Below are 21,851 nucleotides of genomic sequence, written 5' to 3' on the forward strand. Positions count from 1 at the left end.
CTTGTCTGTTTTCAGAATTACAACTGAGTTGCCGTAACACTTTTCTGTGAGTCCGTATCCGGGTTATTTATTGTCTTGTTTTGTGCATAAGCTTCTTTATCGAATAACATCAATAACGTTGGTAGGAATAAGAAATCCACAACTAAGGCAATAAAGATGACTATCGCACTCAGTTGGCCCATGTCAGCATTCAAACGGAAGCTCGACATTGCCAAAACAGAGAAACCTGCGACTAAAACGACAGTCGTTATCCAAAGTGCTCGCCCCACCGTATGGAACGCATATCTAACCGCTTGCTCGGCAGTTTGCCCTTCTTTACGTGCGCGTTGATATTTTGACAAAAAGTGCACGGCATCATCGACCACGATCCCGAGTGTCAACGTCACTACGACAGACAATCCTAGGTTGATTTCTCCTGAAATCAGTGCCCATAAACCAAACCCAATGACGGCTGGTGCGATGTTTGGCACCAAGCTGATCAATCCCAGCTTGAGAGAGCGAAGCGCAAAGATGAGCAGTGCAGAAATAAGCACCAATGTGATAGGTAAGGTAGAAAGCATACTTGCCATGTTGGTTTCACCAATGTGGGCAAACATCAACGAAGGGCTCGACGCAACGACTTCATATTGAGGAGCGTTATTCGCAAACCAAGCGTAGATACGATTCTCAAGGTCAACCAATTCAACGCTGCCTAAGTTATCGACGGTCAAAACCATTTTAATTGAGGATTTATCAACATTAATTTGATTGTTGAGATCTAACCCATAAGGCAGTGACATTTCGTAAAGCAGCAAATACTGCGCGGCTAATTCGCGATCTTGTGGTAGTGAATAATAAGCATCATCGTCGGCATGCATGTTTTTATTTAGACGCTTATACACATCCGCCAGAGTTGCGACATGATCAGTTTCAGGCTGAGCACGCAACCAATCGGTGAAACGACCAATCGAGTTCAAAAATATTGGGTCTGCTATTCCCTGCGACTCATTAGTTTTGATGGCAATACTGATGTTTGTCATCCCACTGATTCGCTCTTCCATAAAGTCAGCGGCTTGGCGAAAGTCACTTCGTGAATCAAAGTACTTCACAGATTCATCATTCACTTTGTTTAGCGGGATTAAGCTCGCACTGACAACTATCACTAAAACAGAAAGGGGTAACAAGGCTTTTCGATTTGTCACCACAAAATCGCCTAGCTTATCCATAAAATCAGAACCGTTTTTCGATGTATTTTGTTTGACTCGTATCGGTAACAGTTTTAATAAGGCTGGCAAAAAAGTAACAGATAAGAAACAGGCAATCATGACGCCCAGCGCGGATAAATTACCGAAGTCTCGTAACACTGGAGAATCCGACATATTCATCATCAGAAAGCCAATCGCCGTTGTTACTGAAGTAATAAGGATTGGCATGAAGTTGAGTGCAATACTGCGTTCTATCGAATGCGCTTTGCTAAATCCATTTTGCATAGACTGACGCATCGTGGCGATAACGTGAACACAATCTGCAACCGCGAGTGTCATGACTAAAGTTGGGACATTGACCGTCGCCGTACTCAGGAACATACCTGCCCAACCAGATAGTCCCATAGTTGCCATCACGGACCCGATAATCACGACCAAGGTCGCAATCACACTCAAGAAAGAACGTAACATAATGGTTAGGAACACGAGAATAACAAGCAACATCGTAGGGACCAGCGTAGAACTGTCTTCTTGCGCAGCCGTCATAAAGGCGTAGTTCATCGCGATAATGCCTGCTTTATGAAACTCAACATTTGGGTAATTCTGCTGGTATTGCTCAATCATCCTATTGATGTGGTTCATCACTTCTTGAACTTCAGCGGTCTTATCAACTTCAGGCAATTGAACCGTGATGTTTACAATCGTTACGTCGCCCTTCTCAGAAATCAAAGCGTTTTTAATCACTGGTTCCGTCAGGGCAATATGCTTAATTTTGGCAATGCGCGCCGACGTTAATTCATAGTCTTCATAAAGTAGGTCTTCGACAAGAAGATCATCTTCGATTGCTTCGGTATGTTGATAATTCGCAATGGAATCAACACGACTTGAGTAAGGGACTTGCCATGAGTCAACCGTTAAGTTTTGGACAAGTTGGAGGGTTTCTGGGGTGAAGACATCATTGTTATCTGGTGCAATAACAATGGCTAAGTTATCGGTTTTAGCAAAGGTCGTTTGAATTTCATCAAAGGCAAGCAACTGCTTATTAGTGCCATCAAAAAAGATATTATAGTCACCACGGAAATAGAGATTCTTTCCTCCGATGGTCGCGAAAATCACGAGTAATACCGTTGCCAGCAATACCCAGATACTATACTTGGTTGGAATCTTCCCCCATTGTCCGGTGGAAGTTTGTTGAGCTTGGCGGTGTTTCATCACACTCTCCCTTTGTGACGTTTCGTCAAAAGACGGAGCAAAAAAGCAGCTTTCACTGTTTCTCGATCCAGATTCGCTTTAAACCTTGTTGTTGCATCACCTTTATAAAATTATTGATGCAAAAACAATCGTTATTGACGATCCGTCAAATAGTGTGATTAAAAAACCAATCTTTATTGGATTGGTTTTTTGCATTCATGGGAATCAGCGATTCACTGAGTCTAAGAATGCAACTTCTTCACTGAACAATTCCTGCTCCACTCGACGCCAAGTTTTACGGTAGTCCCACTCTGTTGAGAGCGGCAACCATCCTAGGCCATCAAGTAACATATTCGCATTGTGAAGCACAGAGAAGGGGTCTTGTAGGCGCTGGATACAACGACTGTTCGATGCATTTTGCGCCAGCGCATTAGAGCCAAACGCAATAGACCAATTAGCAAACACAATAGCATCTGAGCCAACAGCTGGAGAAAACTTAAGATCCCCTATTTCTACTGCATGGTTTACCAAAGCGTCCGCACCGGATATCACTTCTTCTTCCAACTGGTTTAATTCGTTAAGGCGCGTTGGAGATGCTTTTTCTATCACCCACGGCGTTTTAGCAACAATTGCACACGTTGATAATACAGGCTCCATGCGAGCATAAATACGATACCCAACATGCATCGCAATGATCTTCTCGCGAGTATTACCATCAAAGTTTGCCGTACGCTCGAAGAACACGGCTTCACTCTTCAATGAATGGATACATAAAGCAAGAATCACGTCCTCTTTGCTACAAAAATGGTTGTAGATGGTCCCTTTTGAATAAGGGCTCGCTGCGGTTAGCTTATCCATCGTGAGATTTGCAAACCCCTGCTCTTGCACCAATGACTTCGCAAGCTGAATCAACTCTACCTCACGATCGGCAATCGCCTGTTGTTTCTTCGTTAAGCCGGAAACAACACGACAGTCTTGCTGTTTGTCATTCTTTTTGCAGCCAAAATTAAACATAATTCTTTGATCCGTATCCCCATGTGACGCTAACGAATAGTAACACGAATATGATTGGCAGAAAGTTCATTACCTTTCTGACGAATCGTCATAATTGACACATCGTCATGTTAGCTCATCAATTACACATTACAAGTATGAATCTATAAATCACTAAAAATAACTACTAGTTATATTGATAGGCTTGGCTTATCCCCAGCCGAAGCGATCGCACATCGGATATCTTCAATAAAGTTACCATCAGTTTGGACAATTCCATCAGAGAAGGTAACAGGTTGGTGTGGTCCCGCAACCAGTAAGACATTCGTAAAATCGGAGACATTGAAATTTTCTGCTACGACATTCTTGGAGTGAAAATCGAGAACAGTGCTCGCGACCTGTTCTTCTAATGTAAGTAATTGTTCTTCAGTAATTTTCATTCGAGATAATGCAACACGAACACACTTCTCGTGCGTGGTCGTTTGATCCTTAATGATCTCTGTGTACTTGTCGTTAAGCTTCGAGTTTTCAGCGTAGCTGTAGTAAAGCGGACCATGCAGCGTAATGTTGTTTTCTTCATCAACATAAACCAGATCAAGTAACTCTAGCGCGCCTAAATAGTCCGACATACTTTGTTTCGAGAGGTCATACTTTTTCATTAGGATGGTATAGCCGTCTTTCCCACGAAGCATCCGTAACTCTCGATAAAAATCGTAAAGATGAGGAAATTGGAAAAAGACTTCGTCTTGCGTGTGGCTAAAGTAATCTTGATCCTCAGCTTGAAGTTGATTTGCCAGCTTCTGCAATTCATCGAGGGTGCAGTCAACCGCGCGGCAATACTCGAGTAGCTTATCTAGAGCAAGGTTAGTACTAGTTAAATGACGTTTAAAAGTGGACAACGGCATGCCCATTTTCTCAGATAACTCTCGATATGTTAGCCCTTTAGTTTTTATCGCTTGTCGTAATGCGGCTAACAAGTACTCGGGAGTGAGTTCTCTCATCTACAATTCCTTATGGCAATGTTACAGCTGTATAGTATTTGTAACAATTTAGAATCACTTCGCAAGGCATAAGTTCATATTTTTATAAGAAAACTTTGAATTAATATACTTTCATTCACATTTACGATGTTAATGCTGGCACTTAAAATGCATTCAGTTTCATTATATTTGGCAAATTCATTACATTATAAACATCATAGTTTTAATGCTATTCGTCGCATTAAATCCTAGAAAGTAAAAATATGGCGAGAGTTTACGACTCAAACAAGCATTATGCGTTAGAACATTTGCCCTAAAAACAATTCATCAAAAAAGGCATAATTATTCAGCAGGACTGATGGTTCGTGAACACAATTAGGTTTAGCAGCGTAGTGCGATCGAAGTCACTTTAGTCAAAATTTCAAAGCAACGAATGGATACAATAAATACCTAGAAATGGTGATCTGCATATAAACGATAGGAAGAGGAACCCAATTAGGAACGACGTTGTCTTGGACTTATTGACAACGTCGACAGACTTTTCGTACTAGATGGCGAGACAAACTCACCGACATGAATGACACACAAGGGGGGAGCTAAAAAATAGCGAACGAAAAAACAATCTGCACTGTATTAAAACGACAAAAGCCTCTTCAACTATACGAGCTTCACAGCCGTTCCAAACGCAAGAATTTCAGAAGAACCATCAACAATTGAGCTAGTTGTAAAACGGATGCCAACCACCGCATCAGCACCCATATTCGCTGCATCTTCGACCATACGCTGAATCGCGATATTTCGAGCTTCAGTCATCATTTCTGTATAACCGCGAATCTCACCGCCAACGATACTTTTTAGACCCGCCATGAAGTCTCGACCAATGTGTTTAGATTGAACCACATTCCCCGTTACTACACCCTTTATCTCAGCGATTTCTCGTCCTGGAATCGTCTCGGTTGTTGAATAAATCATGTTAAGCCTCAGTAAGATAGTTAGATAACTCAATCAAGTTACCATCTGGGTCTCGAATGTAAACAGATAGGATGTTACCAATTGCACCGGTCCGTTGAACAGGCCCTTCAATTACCTCAATAGCATGAGCTTCAAGGTGAGAGATAATATCCAAGATAGGTGTGTCTGTAATAAAACACAAATCAGCACTGCCAGAAGCAACTTGACGTGCTTTAGGTTCAAACTCGCTCCCTAGTTGGTGAAGATTTATCTTTTGCTTTCCATAAATCAAGGCTACTCGTCCTTCACCGAAAGTAACACTTTCCATACCGAGAACCTGTATATAGAAATCCAGTGTGGTTTGAATGTCTTTAACTGTCAGTACAAGGTGATCCAAGCGGTTTATTTTCATTAAAGCCTCTCTATAATGCTTCAGATGAGATGACTGCCTCAATCTCAATAGATAAGTCGGGGTGAATCAAACGGCTCACCTCGACTAATGAACAAGCCGGTAAATAGCTCTCATAGAAGTCGAATAATACCGAGCGAATCTCTGACAGTTGGTTTATATCGGTTATAAATATCGTCAGCTTGATGAGGTCACGTTTCTCTCTTTGTTCTTCCGCAAGTATTTTCGATAAGTAAGACAGAATCGTTTTTGTTTGCTCGATTAGATTTTCACTTTGGCTCGGTGAGCCCATTGCTGTCAATCCGGAAACATACAAGGTCTCACAATGTCTTGCCGCATGGACATAAGGACCAGCAATTTGCGGCAAAAATTCGTAACTGATGCGTTGAACCATTTTGACTCCCCTTCCCTAGCGGCTGTATTTCCGTTTATTCAATATCTCTTTCACTTCGTGCGTTTTTTCTAAATCTATTTCATAAACATTGGCTAATGCACAAACATATTATACCCAAACGTCTTCAATGAGCAGGATTCAGAGCGTTGTCACTGACTCTAGTTCAAAGTCAAACAACTTGAGGAATAGTCTTTCTATTTCCATTTTGTTTGGCAAAGAAATAGTGTTAGTGACACGCTCCCAAAGGGCGAGTTGCCTTGGCTTGTATACTTTGTTGTCGATTTTCGATTTAGAACCACTAGATCTTTAAATCGCCGCCGCGTCTACAAACCAATGCAATCTCGCTGAACCTAGCGCATTGAGGATATTTGGGTATACGCGTACGTCGTAGAGTTCTTCCGCGATTGTTCCTTTAATTGTGTCCTCTGTCGGTTGTCCTGTGGCGTCTTTCCTAATCGATTCAGACAACTCACCCACTTCTTCAATCAGTTTGAGGAAATAATGCTGTTTCTGTTCCGGGTCGTGATCAAACTCTTTTATATGGGCTTGTAGTTGTCGAATGTCCATTTCTAATCCTTTTTTGTTTGTAATCCTAATAAACCCTACCATCAGTAGATAACAGAATGATTGAACGCGATATTCCCAATAGCTCGGTAACACAGATGCTCCTTATCCATGACGTGATGAGTAGAGGAAAAATAGCAAATCCAGCCATTGGAGCAACTTATTTGGTCAGAGTTAGGATATAAGCGGGAAACGGGAAACGGGAAACGGGAAACGGGAAACGGGAAACGGGAAACGGGAAACGGGAAACGGGAAACGGGAAAGTCTATGGTAGGAGAAACAGAAAGCAATAAAAAAGGAGAGCTAATGCTCTCCTTTTCTTAATCCTAAACTGCTAATTAAAGAGCAGCTTTCGCTTTTTCAACTAGAACAGCAAATGCTGCTTTATCGAATACTGCGATGTCCGCTAGGATCTTACGGTCGATCTCGATAGATGCTTTCTTAAGACCGTTGATGAAACGGCTGTAAGATAGACCATTTTGACGAGATGCTGCGTTGATACGTGCAATCCATAGTTGACGGAATTGACGTTTCTTAGCGCGACGGTCACGGTAAGCGTATTGACCAGCTTTAGTAACTGCTTGGAAAGCTACGCGGTAAACACGTGAACGTGCACCGTAGTAACCTTTAGCTTGTTTTAGAACTTTCTTATGACGTGCACGAGCTTGTACACCACGTTTTACGCGAGGCATTATGCTTCTCCTAAACTAAACGATTGATAACTATAAAGAATTAAGCGTATGGCAACATACGAACAACTGCAGCAACTTCACAACGTGGAAGAATTGCATTTGGACGTAGCTGACGCTTGTTCTTAGTAGTACGCTTAGTCAGGATGTGACGTTTTGTAGCGTGCTTGTACTTAATACCACCAGCAGTTTTCTTAAAACGCTTAGCAGCACCTTTGTTGGTTTTCATCTTAGGCATGATGAATAACTCCGCATTGAGTAGGTTTAATAAACAACGTAATTAGGGCGAACAAAACCCAACCGCTTACCTTTAAAAGGGAAACGGCTAGGTCTTAATTACTTGATGAGCCGTTAATTACTTCTTTTTAGGGGCTAGAACCATGATCATCTGACGACCTTCGATTCGACTTGGGAAAGATTCCACTACAGCAAAGTCTACAGTGTCTTCTTTTAAGCGATGAAGAACGTCAACACCGATGTCTTGGTGCGCCATTTCTCGGCCACGGAAGCGAATTGTTACCTTCACTTTGTTGCCTTCTTCAAGGAAACGCGTCAGGTTGCGTAGTTTTACCTGATAGTCTCCAATATCAGTTCCAGGACGGAATTTTACTTCCTTAATCTGAACCTGTTTTTGCTTTTTCTTCTGCTCTTTAGCAGATTTGCTCTTCTCAAAGAGGAATTTGCCGTAGTCCATAACACGACAGACTGGCGGCTCAGCGTTAGGACTGATCTCCACAAGATCCATGCCTGCTTCTTCAGCAGCTGCGATCGCTTCTTGAATCGATACAACACCAACTGATTCACCGTCAGCGCCAGTTAGTCGAACTTCACGAACGCCACGAATTTCACCGTTCATACGGTGTGGGTTTTGTTTTACCGGCTGTTGGCCGCGTCTTCCGCCTTTAATAGCTTATTCCTCCAGATTGAGCTTACGGCTTGAAATCTCGTCTTGGATGTATGCAATGAAATCATCCACTTTAAATTTGCCGAGATCTTTACCTTTACGAGTACGTACTGCGATTTCGCCAGCTTCCATTTCTTGGTCACCGACAACAAGCATATACGGTACACGCTTCAAAGTGTGTTCGCGGATTTTAAAGCCAATCTTCTCATTTCTCAAGTCCGCTTTAGCTCTAATTCCACTTTTTTGTAGTTTTTGTACTACTTCCTGAACATAATCTGACTGTTTATCAGTAATGTTCATAAGAATTGCCTGTTCTGGCGCCAACCAAGTTGGGAAGAAACCAGCATATTCTTCGATAAGAATACCAATGAAACGCTCTAGTGAACCTAGAATTGCACGGTGAATCATCACCGGAACAAGACGTTCATTGTTTTCACCTACGTAAGTTGCACCTAAGCGACCTGGTAGGTTGAAGTCTAACTGAACAGTACCACACTGCCATGCACGGTCTAGACAGTCGTATAGCGTGAATTCAATCTTAGGACCGTAGAATGCACCCTCGCCTTCTTGAATCTCGTATGGAATTTCCATTGATTCTAGAGACTGTTTCAATGCTTCTTCAGATTGATCCCAGATTTCATCTGAACCTACACGTTTCTCTGGACGAGTAGACAGTTTCACTACGATGTTGTCGAAACCAAATGTTTGGTACGTATCGTACACCATCTTGATACAATTTGTTACTTCTTCTTGAATTTGGCTCTCAGTACAGAAAATGTGAGCGTCATCCTGAGTAAAACCACGTACACGCATAATGCCGTGTAGTGCACCAGATGGTTCGTTACGGTGACATGAGCCGAACTCAGCCATACGTAACGGTAGATCACGGTACGATTTTAGACCTTGGTTAAAGATCTGCACGTGACCTGGACAGTTCATTGGTTTCAGTGCGTATTCACGGTTTTCAGAAGAAGTGGTGAACATCGCATCAGCGTACTTGTCCCAGTGACCAGAACGTTCCCAAAGAACACGGTCCATAATAAGTGGACCTTTTACTTCCTGGTAACCGTATTCGTCTAACTTAGAGCGTACAAATACTTCAAGGTCACGGAAGATAGACCAACCATTGTGATGCCAGAACACCATACCTGGTGCTTCTTGTTGCATGTGGAATAGGTCTAGTTGCTTACCAAGTTTACGGTGGTCACGCTTCGCTGCTTCTTCAAGGCGAGTAAGGTGCGCTTTCAGTGCTTTCTTATCGTGGAAAGCCGTACCGTAGATACGTTGAAGCATTTTGTTGTCGCTGTTACCACGCCAGTAAGCACCCGCAACATTCAATAGAGTGAAATGTTGACAGAAACTCATGTTAGGAACGTGAGGACCGCGACACATGTCGATGTATTCTTCATGGTGGTAAAGACCTGGACGATCATCACGAGATACGTTTTCGTCTAGGATTTCCACTTTGTATGGTTCGCCACGTGATTCAAATGTATCACGTGCTTCCTGCCAGCTAACCTTTTTCTTTACAACTTCGTACTTGGTCTTCGCTAGTTCTTTCATACGCTTTTCAATCTTTTCAAGATCGTCTTGCGTTAGAGATTCTTCTAGGTCGATGTCGTAGTAGAAGCCATTGTCGATGGTTGGACCAATCGCCATTTTAGCTTGCGGGTAAAGTTGCTTTAGAGCGTGACCAAGAAGGTGAGCACATGAGTGGCGAACGATTTCTAAACCGTCGACTTCATCTTTAACTGTGATGATCTCAAGGCTTGCGTCTTCTTCAATTAAGTCACACGCATCAACGCGGTTACCATTTACACGACCAGCGATAGTTGCTTTTGCAAGACCAGGACCGATCGATTGCGCAACTTCCATAGTAGAAACTGGGTTGTCAAATTGACGCTGACTGCCGTCAGGAAGAGTAATAATAGGCATGCTATATCCTTTACAGTGGTGTTGCACACCAAGCAACACATGTTATTCAAATTAGAAGATTTTTCGAGAATCGGTAAAGGCCGCTCGGTAACACGAATACCGGACCAATATCGAGAAGGGGATTGTACCTAGCTCACATTTAGAATGCAAAGAGCGATTTCAATTTGTCACTGAAACTTCATTGTTCAATGAATGAGAGCCTCAATAATTTTGAAAAAAAATCGACGCGATCTAAAAATGAAAATAGCTCTGATGGTGAGCGTTTCTCTTCCATCAGAGCTTATGAGAACCGTAGAGTAAGCGATTACAGGTTAAGAGTCGGAGCGATTGCTGCTGCAACCTGTGAATCTGTCGCATCAACAGGTAAAGAGAATGAACGATACTGATCACCAGACATGCTAAATGAGCGGTCGATCTCCGCTAAGCAATGGAGCGTTGCCCCATCCAATATAAATGACAATTCGATTTCTTTAGTGGAAACGAAGCCGTTATTACGGAACTCTAGCTCTTGGTAAATACCCGAACGTGACGAGAATGTGTTACCACGTAAGAAGCCCTTCTCTACATCGGCTTTAACCATAGTAAAACCAGCTTGCTCAATGGCGCCAATTACTCGTGATGCTGTGGGTAATGGCTTTACTTCAATGTAGTCACGATCGCGTGGGTCAATCGCAAAACCGATGTCTAATGTGGTTTCTACCCAAACGTGGCACTGGTTTTTCATTGCGCTTACTGCCGTAATTGGCGTTTCATCGTGCAGTTTTAACTCGAACGGCACTTGTTTTTCTTCATTCGGTTGGATGATGAAAGGTTCAACCGCCTTCAATTGATCGATCGTGAATGTCTGGTAACTAACGCTGTCGTCTTCTTCCACTTTCATTTCTGTGTTCAATTTAATGGTAATGGCATCGATTTGTTGCTCAACATCACCGCCTTTAATTTGAACGTGACCACGCAAAGTCGCGCCTTGATACACACTCATCTCATCTAAAATCGTATCTACTTTTGCTGAGCCGATACCGAGTGACGCTTTTAGTTTTTTAAACATGCGATTCCTTTGTGACTGTCTGTTTTCGTTATTCTGATAAGTCTCTGTTTACACAACTGATGAAACTCCTACAAGCAATAGACGACAAGAATGCGGATTAATTCCTTTTATCACTGCACAAAATACGTATGTCTGTTTGCAATTTGTCTATAGATTACGCACTATTTGTATAGTCAATTAAAAGGAAACCTTTATGTCTGCACCACTCTATATGCAAATCAAACGATTTATCCTCGATAAAATTGATTCGGGTGAGTGGATGGTTGGTCATCGTATCGCGACAGAATTTGAGCTGACCGAACAATTCGGAGTCAGTCGAATGACGGTAAATAAAGCCATTAGAGACTTAGTTAACGAAGGCAAACTGCAACGCCGCCCTCGCCTCGGCACCTTTGTTTGTGATCCGGCTGAGAAGTCTGAATCTCCCCTATTAGACATTCGTAACATTGCTGATGAGATCAGCAATCGTGGTCGAGAGCATCATAGTGAAGTTCTCCGACAAATTGCAATCAAAGCGGACGATGATATCGCAACCAAACTGGGCGTCATGCTTGGTACTACCGTATTCTACAGCGAGATCATTCATTTTGAAGATAGCACACCAATACAGCTAGAACTTCGTTGGGTGAACAGTCAATATGCACCAAGTTACCTCAATCAAGACTTCACGTGCATGACACCAAACCAATACCTTTCTAATAACTGCCCTCTTAGCGCCATCGAACATACCGTAGAAGCCATTGTCCCAGATGGACGCGTGAAGCAAGATCTTAAAATGCAAGCTGATGAACCATGCTTACTGCTCAACCGACGCACATGGAGTCAAGACAAACTGGTCAGCACCGCGTTACTTTATCACCCAGGCAATAAGTACAAATTAAGCTCTAAGATCTTATTGTAAACTAGGCATTACTTCTTCGTTTTGATCACATTTCAGCAACATTAGTCTTGTCAGTGATGCTTTTTTCTCCTATTTATTTGTATATACATTTAAAGATACAAATCAGAAGGAAACATCAGAATGGATTTGCTGATTGAAAATGCACGCCTCGTCACTATGCAAGAAGGAGAACAAGGTTACCTGCCCTCCCCTCTTGCTCGTGTGGGAATTCGATCAGGAAAAATTGTCGCCATCAGCACGAAAGAACAAGGTAACGATAGCGAACATACCGAATCCATTTTGAATCCAGACCACTACGAACAAACCATTGATCTTCAAAGCAAGCTTTTGTTGCCAGGTTTGATTGATTGCCACACTCATCTTGTGTACGCCGGAAATCGAGCCAACGAGTTTGAAATGCGCCTCAATGGTGTGCCTTATGAAGAAATCGCCAAGCAAGGCGGCGGTATTCTCTCTACCGTTCACGCCACTCGTGCCGCCACTGTAGAACAACTTATCGAACTCGCTTTGCCACGTTTAGATGGATTGCTCGCAAGCGGAGTTACCTCTATCGAAGTTAAGTCTGGTTACGGTCTCACGCTAGCTGATGAAATCAAGATGCTGCGAGCAGCGAAAGCCTTAGAGCAAGAGCGCAAAGTCAAAATCACCACAACTCTACTCGCCGCTCATGCACTCCCACCAGAATTTAGAGACCGTGCTGACGATTATATCCAACACATTTGTGATGACATTATTCCCCTCGTGGCAGAAGAAAAGCTCGCCACCAGCGTCGATGTGTTTTGTGAATCGATTGGTTTTAACTTAGCGCAAACCGAGCGGGTCTTTGAGGCGGCAAAAAAGCATGGCTTGCATGTAAAAGGCCATACTGAGCAGCTCTCTGATTTAGGTGGTACGGCTTTAACCGCCCAATACAATGGTCTTTCTGCCGATCACATTGAATATCTGGATGAAATTGGCGTACGTGCGCTTGCCAATTCCTCGACCGTGGCAACCTTGCTCCCTGGCGCATTTTACTTCTTACGTGAAACCCAATTACCACCTATCGATTTGCTTAGAACGCACAAGGTGCCAATGGCGATAGCGACGGATATCAACCCTGGCACGTCACCATTCGCAGATTTAACCCTGATGATGAACATGGCTTGCACTCTGTTCCGTTTAACACCTCAAGAAGCACTACGTGGCGTCACTCAAAACGCAGCAAAAGCATTAGGTTATGGGGAATCTCGTGGCGTGATTGAAGTCGGTTATGACGCTGACTTCTCAATCTGGGATATCGAACACCCAGCAGACCTCAGTTACCAAGTAGGCGCAAAACGTTTGGTAGGTCGTATAGTCAATGGTGAATATGTCTCTCACGGAGGACTGTAACATGGCTCAATCAGATCTGAATACCGCTCCATTTCACTGGCAAGGTCGTCATGATGCTGAAGATGGAGAACTGGGTAAACGCGTTCACCACGTGATTAAAAATATTTCTGTCGAAGAGTTGCCGAGCAAAAGCGAAGGCGTCTCGATCCTTGGTTTTGCTACCGATGCGGGTGTTGCCAGAAATAAAGGCCGTATTGGCGCGAAAAAGTCACCGGATTTAATCCGTCGTGCCCTAGCCAATCTCGCTTGGCACCAAAATGCGCCGCTTTACGACCTCGGTACTGTCGTTTGCGAAGACGACTTACTAGAGAGCAGCCAATCGCAATGCGCGGCCACAGTTGCTCAGGCACTACCCCATTCACCTGTCGTCGTCCTAGGTGGCGGGCATGAGATCGCATGGGCGTCATTTTCTGGGTTGGCCGAATACTTCAAAACTCATCACCCAGAAAAGCGGCCAAAGATTGGCATAATCAACTTCGACGCACATTTTGACCTACGCGCTTTTGAAAGTTCGCTGGCAGATGTAAAACCAAGCTCAGGCACACCGTTTAATCAAATTCATCACTTCTGCCAACGCAATGATTGGAAGTTTCATTACGCTTGCATTGGTGTCAGTCGCAGCAGCAATACCAAAGCGCTATTCCAGAAAGCGGACGAACTCAACGTTTGGTATGTGGAAGACAAACAGCTTTGCTACATGAACCACAGCTACCATTTAACGCAGCTACAGCACTTTATCGATGACTGCGATTACCTCTATCTAACGATTGATTTGGACGTATTCCCTGCGACAACAGCTCCGGGTGTAAGCGCCCCAGCAGCGAGAGGAGTCAGCTACGACATCATTTCGCCGTTTCTCGACCGAATCCTACATTACAAAAACAAGCTTATGCTGGCAGACATTGCCGAGTACAACCCCACGTATGACGTCGATAGTCAAACCGCTCGATTGGCAGCCCGCCTATGTTGGGACATTGCCAATGCCATGGCAGAGAAAGACCACAAGCCTAAATAAGCAAACCCAATAACGATTAACTCGAACAGCACTTTACTCGAGTAGAAATAGCCAAGCACAGACTTGGTACACACGTGAAACTAAAGGAGTCTTAAAATGACACAGCGCCAAGGACAAGATCCACGACTTGATACCAGCAGAACAATTCGTGCTCCACGCGGTACCGACCTGCGCGCCAAATCTTGGCTGACGGAAGCCCCACTTCGTATGCTGATGAACAACCTTGACCCAGACGTAGCCGAGCACCCTCACTCGCTCGTTGTATACGGTGGTATCGGTCGAGCAGCACGAAATTGGGAATGCTTCGATAAGATTGTTGAAGTGTTAGAAAGACTCGACGATGACCAAACTCTTCTCGTTCAATCAGGCAAACCAGTTGGCGTTTTCCCGACTCACAAAAATGCGCCACGCGTTCTGATTGCGAACTCAAACCTAGTTCCACATTGGGCCAATTGGGAGCACTTCAATGAGCTCGATAAAGAAGGCCTGATGATGTACGGACAAATGACTGCAGGTAGCTGGATTTACATCGGCTCACAAGGCATTGTTCAAGGCACTTACGAGACGTTTGTCTCGGTCGCTAAAAAGCACTTTAACGGCGAGGCAAAAGGTCGTTGGATTTTAACTGGCGGTCTAGGTGGTATGGGTGGCGCGCAAACCTTAGCAGGTACCATGGCAGGCTTCTCTATGATAGCCGTCGAGTGCGATGAATCACGTATCGATTACCGTCTACGCACAGGCTACGTCGACAAGAAAGCCACATCGTTGGATGAAGCGCTAGCGATGATCAAAGAATCCGACACGCCTATTTCTGTCGGTCTACTAGGCAACGCAGCAGACATCTTCCCAGAGCTTGTGGAACGTAACATCACACCAGATGTAGTAACAGACCAAACCTCTGCGCACGACCCATTGAACGGCTACTTACCTCAAGGTTGGAGCATGTCTCATGCAGCAGAAATGCGCTTGCAAAATGAAGCCGGCGTAGTGAAAGCGGCGAAACAATCAATGGCTGTACAAGTTCAAGCCATGCTAGAGCTGCAAAACCGCGGCGCTGCAACACTGGATTACGGAAACAATATCCGTCAAATGGCGTTGGAAGAAGGCGTAGAAAACGCATTTGATTTCCCTGGTTTCGTACCGGCTTACATTCGCCCTTTGTTCTGTGAAGGTATAGGGCCATTCCGTTGGGCAGCGTTGTCTGGCGATCCAGATGACATCTACAAAACCGATCAGAAAGTAAAAGAGCTGATCCCTGATAACCCTCACCTGCACAACTGGCTAGACATGGCACGTGAACGCATTCAGTTCCAAGGTCTACCGGCACGTATCTGTTGGGTGGGTTTAAAAGACCGTGAACGTCTTGGCCAAGCCTTCAACGAAATGGTGAAAAACGGTGAACTTAAAGCACCGGTTGTTATTGGCCGTGACCACTTAGACTCCGGCTCTGTAGCCAGCCCGAACAGAGAAACCGAAGGTATGATGGATGGCTCTGATGCCGTATCGGATTGGCCGCTACTTAATGCGCTATTGAATACAGCAGGCGGCGCAACGTGGGTGTCTCTACACCACGGAGGCGGTGTTGGTATGGGCTTCTCTCAACACTCGGGAATGGTTATTTGTTGTGATGGCAGTGATGATGCGTCTGAGCGTATTGCTCGCGTACTTCACAATGACCCAGCGACGGGCGTTATGCGTCATGCTGATGCCGGCTACGACATCGCCAAACAATGCGCAGCCGAACAAAAATTAGATCTACCAATGCTCAACGAAGAACTGAAAAAGCTGAAGTAAGGATGAAAGACATGCTCAATTTAACGCTAAAGCCAGGCCATATTAGCTTAAACGAACTGCGTCAGGTGAGCCGCTCACCTGTCAACCTTACTCTCGATCCAGAAGCCATTCCGGCCATTGAGGAAAGCACTCAAGTTGTAGACCGAGTGATTGCAGAAGATCGCACCGTTTATGGCATCAATACGGGTTTCGGTCTACTCGCGAACACACGTATTGCGCCAGAAGATTTAGAAACGCTGCAACGCAGTATTGTGCTTTCACACGCTGCGGGCATCGGCAAATTTATGTCAGATGAAACCGTTCGCTTGATGATGGTACTGAAAATCAACAGCCTTGCACGTGGCTTCTCAGGCTTGCGCTTGAAGGTCATCAACATGCTGATTGACCTTGTGAATGCGCAGGTGTATCCATGCGTTCCACAAAAAGGCTCAGTAGGCGCATCGGGTGACTTAGCGCCGCTGGCTCACATGAGTACGGTGCTTCTTGGTGAAGGCCAAGCACGTCACAATGGCAAAGTTATTTCTGGCTTAGAAGCTCTGCAAATTGCTGGTCTAGAGCCAATCACACTGGCCCCAAAAGAAGGTTTAGCACTGCTTAACGGTACTCAAGCGTCAACGGCATTTGCACTGGAAGGCCTATTCATCGCAGAGGATCTGTTCTCATCCGCGACGGTTTGCGGGGCGATGTCGGTAGAAGCTACATTAGGTAGCCGTCGTCCGTTCGACCCTCGCATTCATCGTGTTCGTGGTCATCGTAGCCAAATGGATGCCGCATTAGCGTATCGACATATGCTAGAAGCAACCAGCGAGATTGGTGAATCACACACCGATTGCGAAAAAGTACAAGATCCATATTCACTTCGTTGCCAACCTCAAGTCATGGGCGCATGTTTACAGCAAATTCGTAATTCCGCGGAGATTCTGCAAGTAGAAGCGAACTCAGTATCAGATAACCCGTTGGTGTTTGCTGAAGATAACGACATCATCTCCGGCGGTAACTTCCATGCCGAGCCCGTGGCAATGGCCGCAGATAACCTTGCCCTTGCGATTGCAGAGATTGGTAGCTTGTCAGAGCGTCGTATGGCACTGCTTATTGATAGCGCGCTATCTAAGCTTCCTCCATTCTTGGTCGACAATGGCGGTGTGAACTCAGGCTTTATGATTGCGCAGGTGACGTCGGCTGCGTTAGCAAGTGAAAACAAAACACTGGCTCACCCTGCTTCTGTCGATAGCTTGCCAACATCCGCAAATCAAGAAGACCATGTTTCGATGGCAACTTTTGCGGCTCGCCGCCTGAAAGAGATGGGAGAAAACACGCGTGGTATTTTGGCGGTTGAATACTTATCAGCCGCGCAAGGGTTGGATTTCCGTGCACCAAACAAGTCCTCCGAACGCATCGAGATTGCTAAGCAAATGCTGCGCGAGAAAGTCTCGTTCTACGACAAAGACCGTTACTTCGCACCCGATATTGAGCAGGCAAACGCCCTTCTCAAACTGGCACTGCACAATGCATTAATGCCAGAGAGTTTGCTCCCTAGCGTGCACTAATACACTTCTTATTAAGAAAAAGCCGATTGAGCAGCACACTCAATCGGCTTTGTTTTTTGATTCTTCTTGTTGCCTTTGTAGCAACATCATCAGCACATTACTGAATACTGCAAATGTTGAAACGGCTACGGCTGCCAGAGCCGAGCATTTTCACATTCTGTTTTTCTCGGATATTCAACCAAGCGGTACTCTCTTCCACACTCAAGTTTGAAGGTTGATAATCGAGATTAGAATGTCGTGAGACCAGAACTTGCTTATTGAGGTCGTCTGATAAGCTATCGACGATGTTTGTTGTCATTTGACCATCGGAATACGCCATCACGAGTACAGTATCTTGACCTTCGAGTTCTTGTGAAAGTAAGGATTGATTGTCCAAACTAAACTGAACATCTTTGTATCCACCCGAACTTTCGGGTTGCCCGAGAATTGCGCGGTACATTCGGCTGCGTTTTTTCTTCTTCAAACTCGCCAGAGGCGTTTCATTTTCAGAACTATAAGCATTGACCACTTTAATGTTGTTCTTAGCAGCATAATTTAAGATCGCACTTTGGTTCCCTAAACCACGCCTTGTCAGCGCCGGAGAGTGTTGTAAGCTTTGCGATAATCGTTGCTCGGTCGCATCAATAAGCACAATCGCCGTCTCCTTGCCTTCACTCAAAGACTGGTTCAATGCTCGACGAACTTCGACATGGGCTTGCTTACCCTCCAATGTATTCCATTTGGGTGATAGAGATCCTGCAGCAGCTGGCCTTACCTCAACCGTATAAGGATGATATTGGTACTGCCCTGCAGGCCAATAAGTATTTCTCTTATATGCGCCAAGATCATCGGCCAAATGAAACTCACTCACTACCTTTTCATTTTTCAAATAAGCTTTCGGCTTGTTCTGCCCATTAGATTTCCAGCGGAAGTACATCTCTTCCCGCCTCATGATCGCATCACTACGAATTGCACTTATCGCAGTCTCAGCATCTCTGCCGCTTTCTGCATTGTTATAATGGAAAATTCCCGTCGTTTGATATTCGGCATTTTCAATCGAGTACTCCGTAACCTGTCCGGTTTCGGGATGGCGATGCTTTAATAGCACACTACCTGGAGGCATCGCGCCTGAAGCGTAATCACGAGCATGAATTAACTCATGACCTAGCGCGACCGCTTGATCAAAAGGCTTGTCCGTTCCCGGAATATTAACCACCTCTTGGGTAGAAAAGAACACCGTGTTTGACACGCCTTTTCCATCAAATTGCCTTGAATAGACAAGCTCAGACTTTTGCCTATCAACGAAACTGGAAGGAACGGTCTCAAACAAACGACCAGCGCTTTCCGGCTCGCGAATCACGGTCACCACATTAACCTTATTCGTATCAACGCCTTGAAGATGCTCAATAAGGGGGGCTACAGTATCTTCTGGAGCATTGACGGGAGTATAAGTCGCGATTTGGCGCAACACTTCTCGCCCAGTAGGTGATATTTTCAGCTTTTGAATCAGAAGTTTAATATCTGCAAGATAAGCGTCATCCTTTGTTTGTACATACAGGTTAGTTGATACTCGATAGAGATTACCGTACTGCGGGGTGTTGTGCCCATAAATGACCTTCACACCATCAGGGGCAGCATAAAACTCCCCCATCTCTGCACCACCACCAGCAAAAGCACTTCCAATCAATATTGAGAATGTAAAAATGACAGACATCACTTTTGTTAAAGTTTTCATCCTATTAACCCTCAATCTTAATCTGTAGCTCGATAAGCTCTTCTAGCTCTTGGAGAAGCACTTCGTTAATCTGCGGAAGCATTGTCATTTCGTTGTTCCGAATAACATCACCCAACTGAGTAATCGCCAACTCCAGTTCACCTTCAGACAGTTTGTTACCGACATTAGACAGCGCTTGCCAGAGAGGATGCTGATCTGATGCTTTCACTTGCTGAAAAAGGACCCGCTGATGCGCTTCATTGAGGTACTGTCTATGCACCACTGATAATGAACTATTAAAAAGCTGGGCAGAATTAACACCAGACGTCAGTACATGCACTGCAGATTGTTGGTGTTGAGCGATTTGTGCGTACAAGGCCAAATCACCAAGTAGATAATGTAAGTCGTTAGCGGTATTAACCTCATGTACTTTTTCGATGATTTCACCCACAGCCGAATCTAAGTTTCTCAGCAGCGTGTTCGCGTTGGAGCTCGCTACAACTTGGTCAAAAGTATTCGCCATAATTGGAGAATAAAATCGAAGGTTCTTCGCTGAATAAAGGCTTGGGTAAGGTATTGAGTAGTACACATCACGAAGGTAAGCCGCAACAATCGTTTGTTCGAAGACTGGCTGTATGAAAGCGCGGAACACTTCATATTGCTTGATAGCACTTAATACCCCTCCGGATGGTTTTTCAGTTAAAAGCAGTTCATACCAACGGCTAAGCTGATACCAGTCTTTCCTTTGCTCAGGATCGTTAACATTCAAGCCCTGGCTATTTAAGTACTCGGTTAAGGTAGTTTGATAAGGAAGCACTTTCATTGTTGATAGCTGTGTTATCAAGGTTTCAAATGCTTGATTTGAGAGTTGACCAAATACATACGCATAAGCCACATCATGTAATTTAGAGCGCAGTAATCCCGACTGCCAACCTTGGTTGACCTTCGCTCCCACATAAGTATCCACATCGAAGTTAAACGATTTTCTGATCACATCAACGAGCTCTTGATCTTTAGATACATGGTAGGTGTCATAGAGCGGTCCTGAGTCTTTACATGCGTCAAGCGATGCCTGAATACCACCGGGATAAACGGACGGTATACCCCAACACTCTCTTGCTGGCTTCACTTCAAATGTCGCGGTATGTAATTGCTCTTCTGACAAATAATCCACATTCCAATTCACTTTCGCATACTCACGCAACCCACTCATACGTGCCCTCTCCTCAAGTAAACGTCGATTAAGTCTCGTGTATTGGTAGACTTCAGGAAGATGGCTCTTTGCACGAGCAATGACATTACTGAGCAGTATGTCTTTGTGCTCCTGCAAGTTATTTATGGAAGTTTGGACAAGCGAGCGCTTCGCTTCGTGTAATTTTAGGTGAAGTTGATTTAATTCTGACGAGGATAATTGTTGAGCGATCAGCTGAATCCGCTCCTGACCTTGTGATTTGACACAATCCAGCAAATTAAGCGGATTATCAGCAACGTCGGAGCATAACGGGCTATTGAGATTTGATTGCTCTGATATGTGACCATAAACCTTGAGATATTCCAGATCCATCCTCGCCATTTGCCTCACAAGCTGACGATCATAACCTGCTGTTATTCGGCGATATTCCGTATCCGCAGCAAGCAATAGTTGGTCGATGTACATTTCAATCGACGCGTTAACGTGCCTATCGTATTGATTAATCAGCTTAATTGCGTCTTCCTTTTTGTGATGAAATCGATTGAAATCAGGATGATGATCATTAAAAACATAGTGAGTTTGAGATTCAAACTCCTCAATCTTCTCTTTCGCTGCAAAGTATTTAATATCATTGGACAGCATGTTTAGCTCATCACCGACCAATGGCACAATCGAGAAGACAGACGCTGCTTTATCTAAACGCGTCGATGACTCTTTGGAAAATGTAGATGCCATACTCTCTGCCCAAACCCCCACAGCAAAGGCATCGCCAACAGGGCCAAGCACTTCAAGTGTAGAGCTTCCAGCTCGACCCAGACGATTTAATATTGCAGGGCCACTTAACGCACTTTCTGCGGCTACTGGTACAGCATTTAATGCCTCTTCTGTTGAAGGCCATGCCTCAGAAAACAGCTGTTGTTGTGAAGAGTGTTCTAGCTCACCGAATGTAGAGCCAAACTGAGGTTCTGAGAAAAATTCCTGATGGAGGTGCCCTTCTAGACGCCGACTATCGAAGCTATTTAACCTGAACTCGGGATAAAAATAGAAGTGAACTAAAAGCTGGTTCTGCGATCAGATCTTTCAACCAAGAGAGAAC

At 44.5% G+C, this 21,851-nt stretch carries 19 protein-coding genes; 5 read left to right on the forward strand and 14 right to left on the reverse strand.

Annotated elements, in window-relative coordinates:
* Positions 1 to 17: 17 nt before the first annotated feature.
* The 12 genes from OQJ86_RS15285 to OQJ86_RS15340 form a co-directional block, all read right to left on the reverse strand.
* Complete coding sequence (locus OQJ86_RS15285; RefSeq protein WP_265988295.1) at positions 18 to 2,396, reverse strand: efflux RND transporter permease subunit; 2,379 nt, start codon at positions 2,394 to 2,396, stop codon at positions 18 to 20.
* 204 nt (positions 2,397 to 2,600) lie between these two features.
* The gene (locus OQJ86_RS15290; RefSeq protein ID WP_038868643.1) at positions 2,601 to 3,389 is read right to left on the reverse strand and encodes a TetR/AcrR family transcriptional regulator; all 789 of its coding nucleotides are present in this window, start codon (positions 3,387 to 3,389) and stop codon (positions 2,601 to 2,603) included.
* 170 nt (positions 3,390 to 3,559) lie between these two features.
* Positions 3,560 to 4,369 carry a helix-turn-helix domain-containing protein gene (locus OQJ86_RS15295; protein WP_038868644.1) on the reverse strand — a complete coding sequence of 270 codons (810 nt, stop codon included), beginning with the start codon at positions 4,367 to 4,369 and terminating at the stop codon, positions 3,560 to 3,562.
* A gap of 636 nt (positions 4,370 to 5,005) precedes the next feature.
* Positions 5,006 to 5,320: a heavy metal-binding domain-containing protein gene (locus OQJ86_RS15300; RefSeq protein ID WP_038868645.1), complete on the reverse strand. Its 315-nt coding sequence runs from the start codon at positions 5,318 to 5,320 to the stop codon at positions 5,006 to 5,008.
* A gap of 1 nt (position 5,321) precedes the next feature.
* Positions 5,322 to 5,711, reverse strand: a complete 390-nt coding sequence (locus tag OQJ86_RS15305) for a VOC family protein (protein WP_039974511.1) — start codon at positions 5,709 to 5,711, stop codon at positions 5,322 to 5,324.
* Positions 5,712 to 5,721: 10 nt separating this feature from the next.
* Positions 5,722 to 6,102, reverse strand: a complete 381-nt coding sequence (locus OQJ86_RS15310; RefSeq protein ID WP_265988296.1) for a RidA family protein — start codon at positions 6,100 to 6,102, stop codon at positions 5,722 to 5,724.
* A gap of 306 nt (positions 6,103 to 6,408) precedes the next feature.
* Positions 6,409 to 6,669 carry a hypothetical protein gene (locus OQJ86_RS15315; protein ID WP_227741108.1) on the reverse strand — a complete coding sequence of 87 codons (261 nt, stop codon included), beginning with the start codon at positions 6,667 to 6,669 and terminating at the stop codon, positions 6,409 to 6,411.
* Positions 6,670 to 7,004: 335 nt separating this feature from the next.
* Positions 7,005 to 7,358 (reverse strand): 50S ribosomal protein L20, encoded by a 354-nt coding sequence (gene rplT / locus OQJ86_RS15320; protein ID WP_004727974.1) that lies wholly within the window; start codon positions 7,356 to 7,358, stop codon positions 7,005 to 7,007.
* Between the two features lie 40 nt (positions 7,359 to 7,398).
* Complete coding sequence (gene rpmI, locus OQJ86_RS15325; RefSeq protein ID WP_009705876.1) at positions 7,399 to 7,593, reverse strand: 50S ribosomal protein L35; 195 nt, start codon at positions 7,591 to 7,593, stop codon at positions 7,399 to 7,401.
* A 117-nt stretch (positions 7,594 to 7,710) separates the two neighbouring features.
* The gene (gene infC / locus OQJ86_RS15330) at positions 7,711 to 8,262 is read right to left on the reverse strand and encodes a translation initiation factor IF-3 (protein ID WP_080774336.1); all 552 of its coding nucleotides are present in this window, start codon (positions 8,260 to 8,262) and stop codon (positions 7,711 to 7,713) included.
* A 3-nt stretch (positions 8,263 to 8,265) separates the two neighbouring features.
* Complete coding sequence (gene thrS, locus OQJ86_RS15335; protein ID WP_038868651.1) at positions 8,266 to 10,194, reverse strand: threonine--tRNA ligase; 1,929 nt, start codon at positions 10,192 to 10,194, stop codon at positions 8,266 to 8,268.
* 304 nt (positions 10,195 to 10,498) lie between these two features.
* Positions 10,499 to 11,242 carry a sporulation protein gene (locus tag OQJ86_RS15340; RefSeq protein WP_265988299.1) on the reverse strand — a complete coding sequence of 248 codons (744 nt, stop codon included), beginning with the start codon at positions 11,240 to 11,242 and terminating at the stop codon, positions 10,499 to 10,501.
* A 193-nt stretch (positions 11,243 to 11,435) separates the two neighbouring features.
* Between OQJ86_RS15340 and hutC the strand changes: the two genes are divergently transcribed.
* The 5 genes from hutC (at position 11,436) to hutH (ending at position 17,870) form a co-directional block, all read left to right on the forward strand.
* A complete protein-coding gene (hutC, locus tag OQJ86_RS15345; protein WP_265988300.1) occupies positions 11,436 to 12,143 on the forward strand; it encodes a histidine utilization repressor in 708 nt (235 codons plus the stop codon).
* 120 nt (positions 12,144 to 12,263) lie between these two features.
* Positions 12,264 to 13,514, forward strand: a complete 1,251-nt coding sequence (gene hutI / locus OQJ86_RS15350; protein ID WP_265988301.1) for an imidazolonepropionase — start codon at positions 12,264 to 12,266, stop codon at positions 13,512 to 13,514.
* A gap of 1 nt (position 13,515) precedes the next feature.
* On the forward strand, positions 13,516 to 14,529 hold the full coding sequence (gene hutG, locus OQJ86_RS15355) for a formimidoylglutamase (RefSeq protein ID WP_042604577.1): 1,014 nt from the start codon (positions 13,516 to 13,518) through the stop codon (positions 14,527 to 14,529).
* A gap of 96 nt (positions 14,530 to 14,625) precedes the next feature.
* Positions 14,626 to 16,323, forward strand: coding sequence for a urocanate hydratase (hutU, locus tag OQJ86_RS15360; RefSeq protein WP_265988302.1), 1,698 nt, complete (start codon positions 14,626 to 14,628; stop codon positions 16,321 to 16,323).
* A gap of 11 nt (positions 16,324 to 16,334) precedes the next feature.
* Positions 16,335 to 17,870: a histidine ammonia-lyase gene (gene hutH, locus OQJ86_RS15365; RefSeq protein ID WP_265988303.1), complete on the forward strand. Its 1,536-nt coding sequence runs from the start codon at positions 16,335 to 16,337 to the stop codon at positions 17,868 to 17,870.
* 97 nt (positions 17,871 to 17,967) lie between these two features.
* On the opposite strand, the gene OQJ86_RS15370 is transcribed toward hutH, so the two are convergent.
* The gene (locus tag OQJ86_RS15370) at positions 17,968 to 19,584 is read right to left on the reverse strand and encodes a M91 family zinc metallopeptidase (RefSeq protein WP_042604575.1); all 1,617 of its coding nucleotides are present in this window, start codon (positions 19,582 to 19,584) and stop codon (positions 17,968 to 17,970) included.
* A gap of 4 nt (positions 19,585 to 19,588) precedes the next feature.
* On the reverse strand, positions 19,589 to 21,490 hold the full coding sequence (locus OQJ86_RS15375) for a hypothetical protein (RefSeq protein WP_265988304.1): 1,902 nt from the start codon (positions 21,488 to 21,490) through the stop codon (positions 19,589 to 19,591).
* Positions 21,491 to 21,851 lie beyond the last annotated feature (361 nt).

The organism is Vibrio sp. Sgm 5, assembly GCF_026241575.1.
Taxonomy (GTDB): domain Bacteria; phylum Pseudomonadota; class Gammaproteobacteria; order Enterobacterales; family Vibrionaceae; genus Vibrio; species Vibrio jasicida.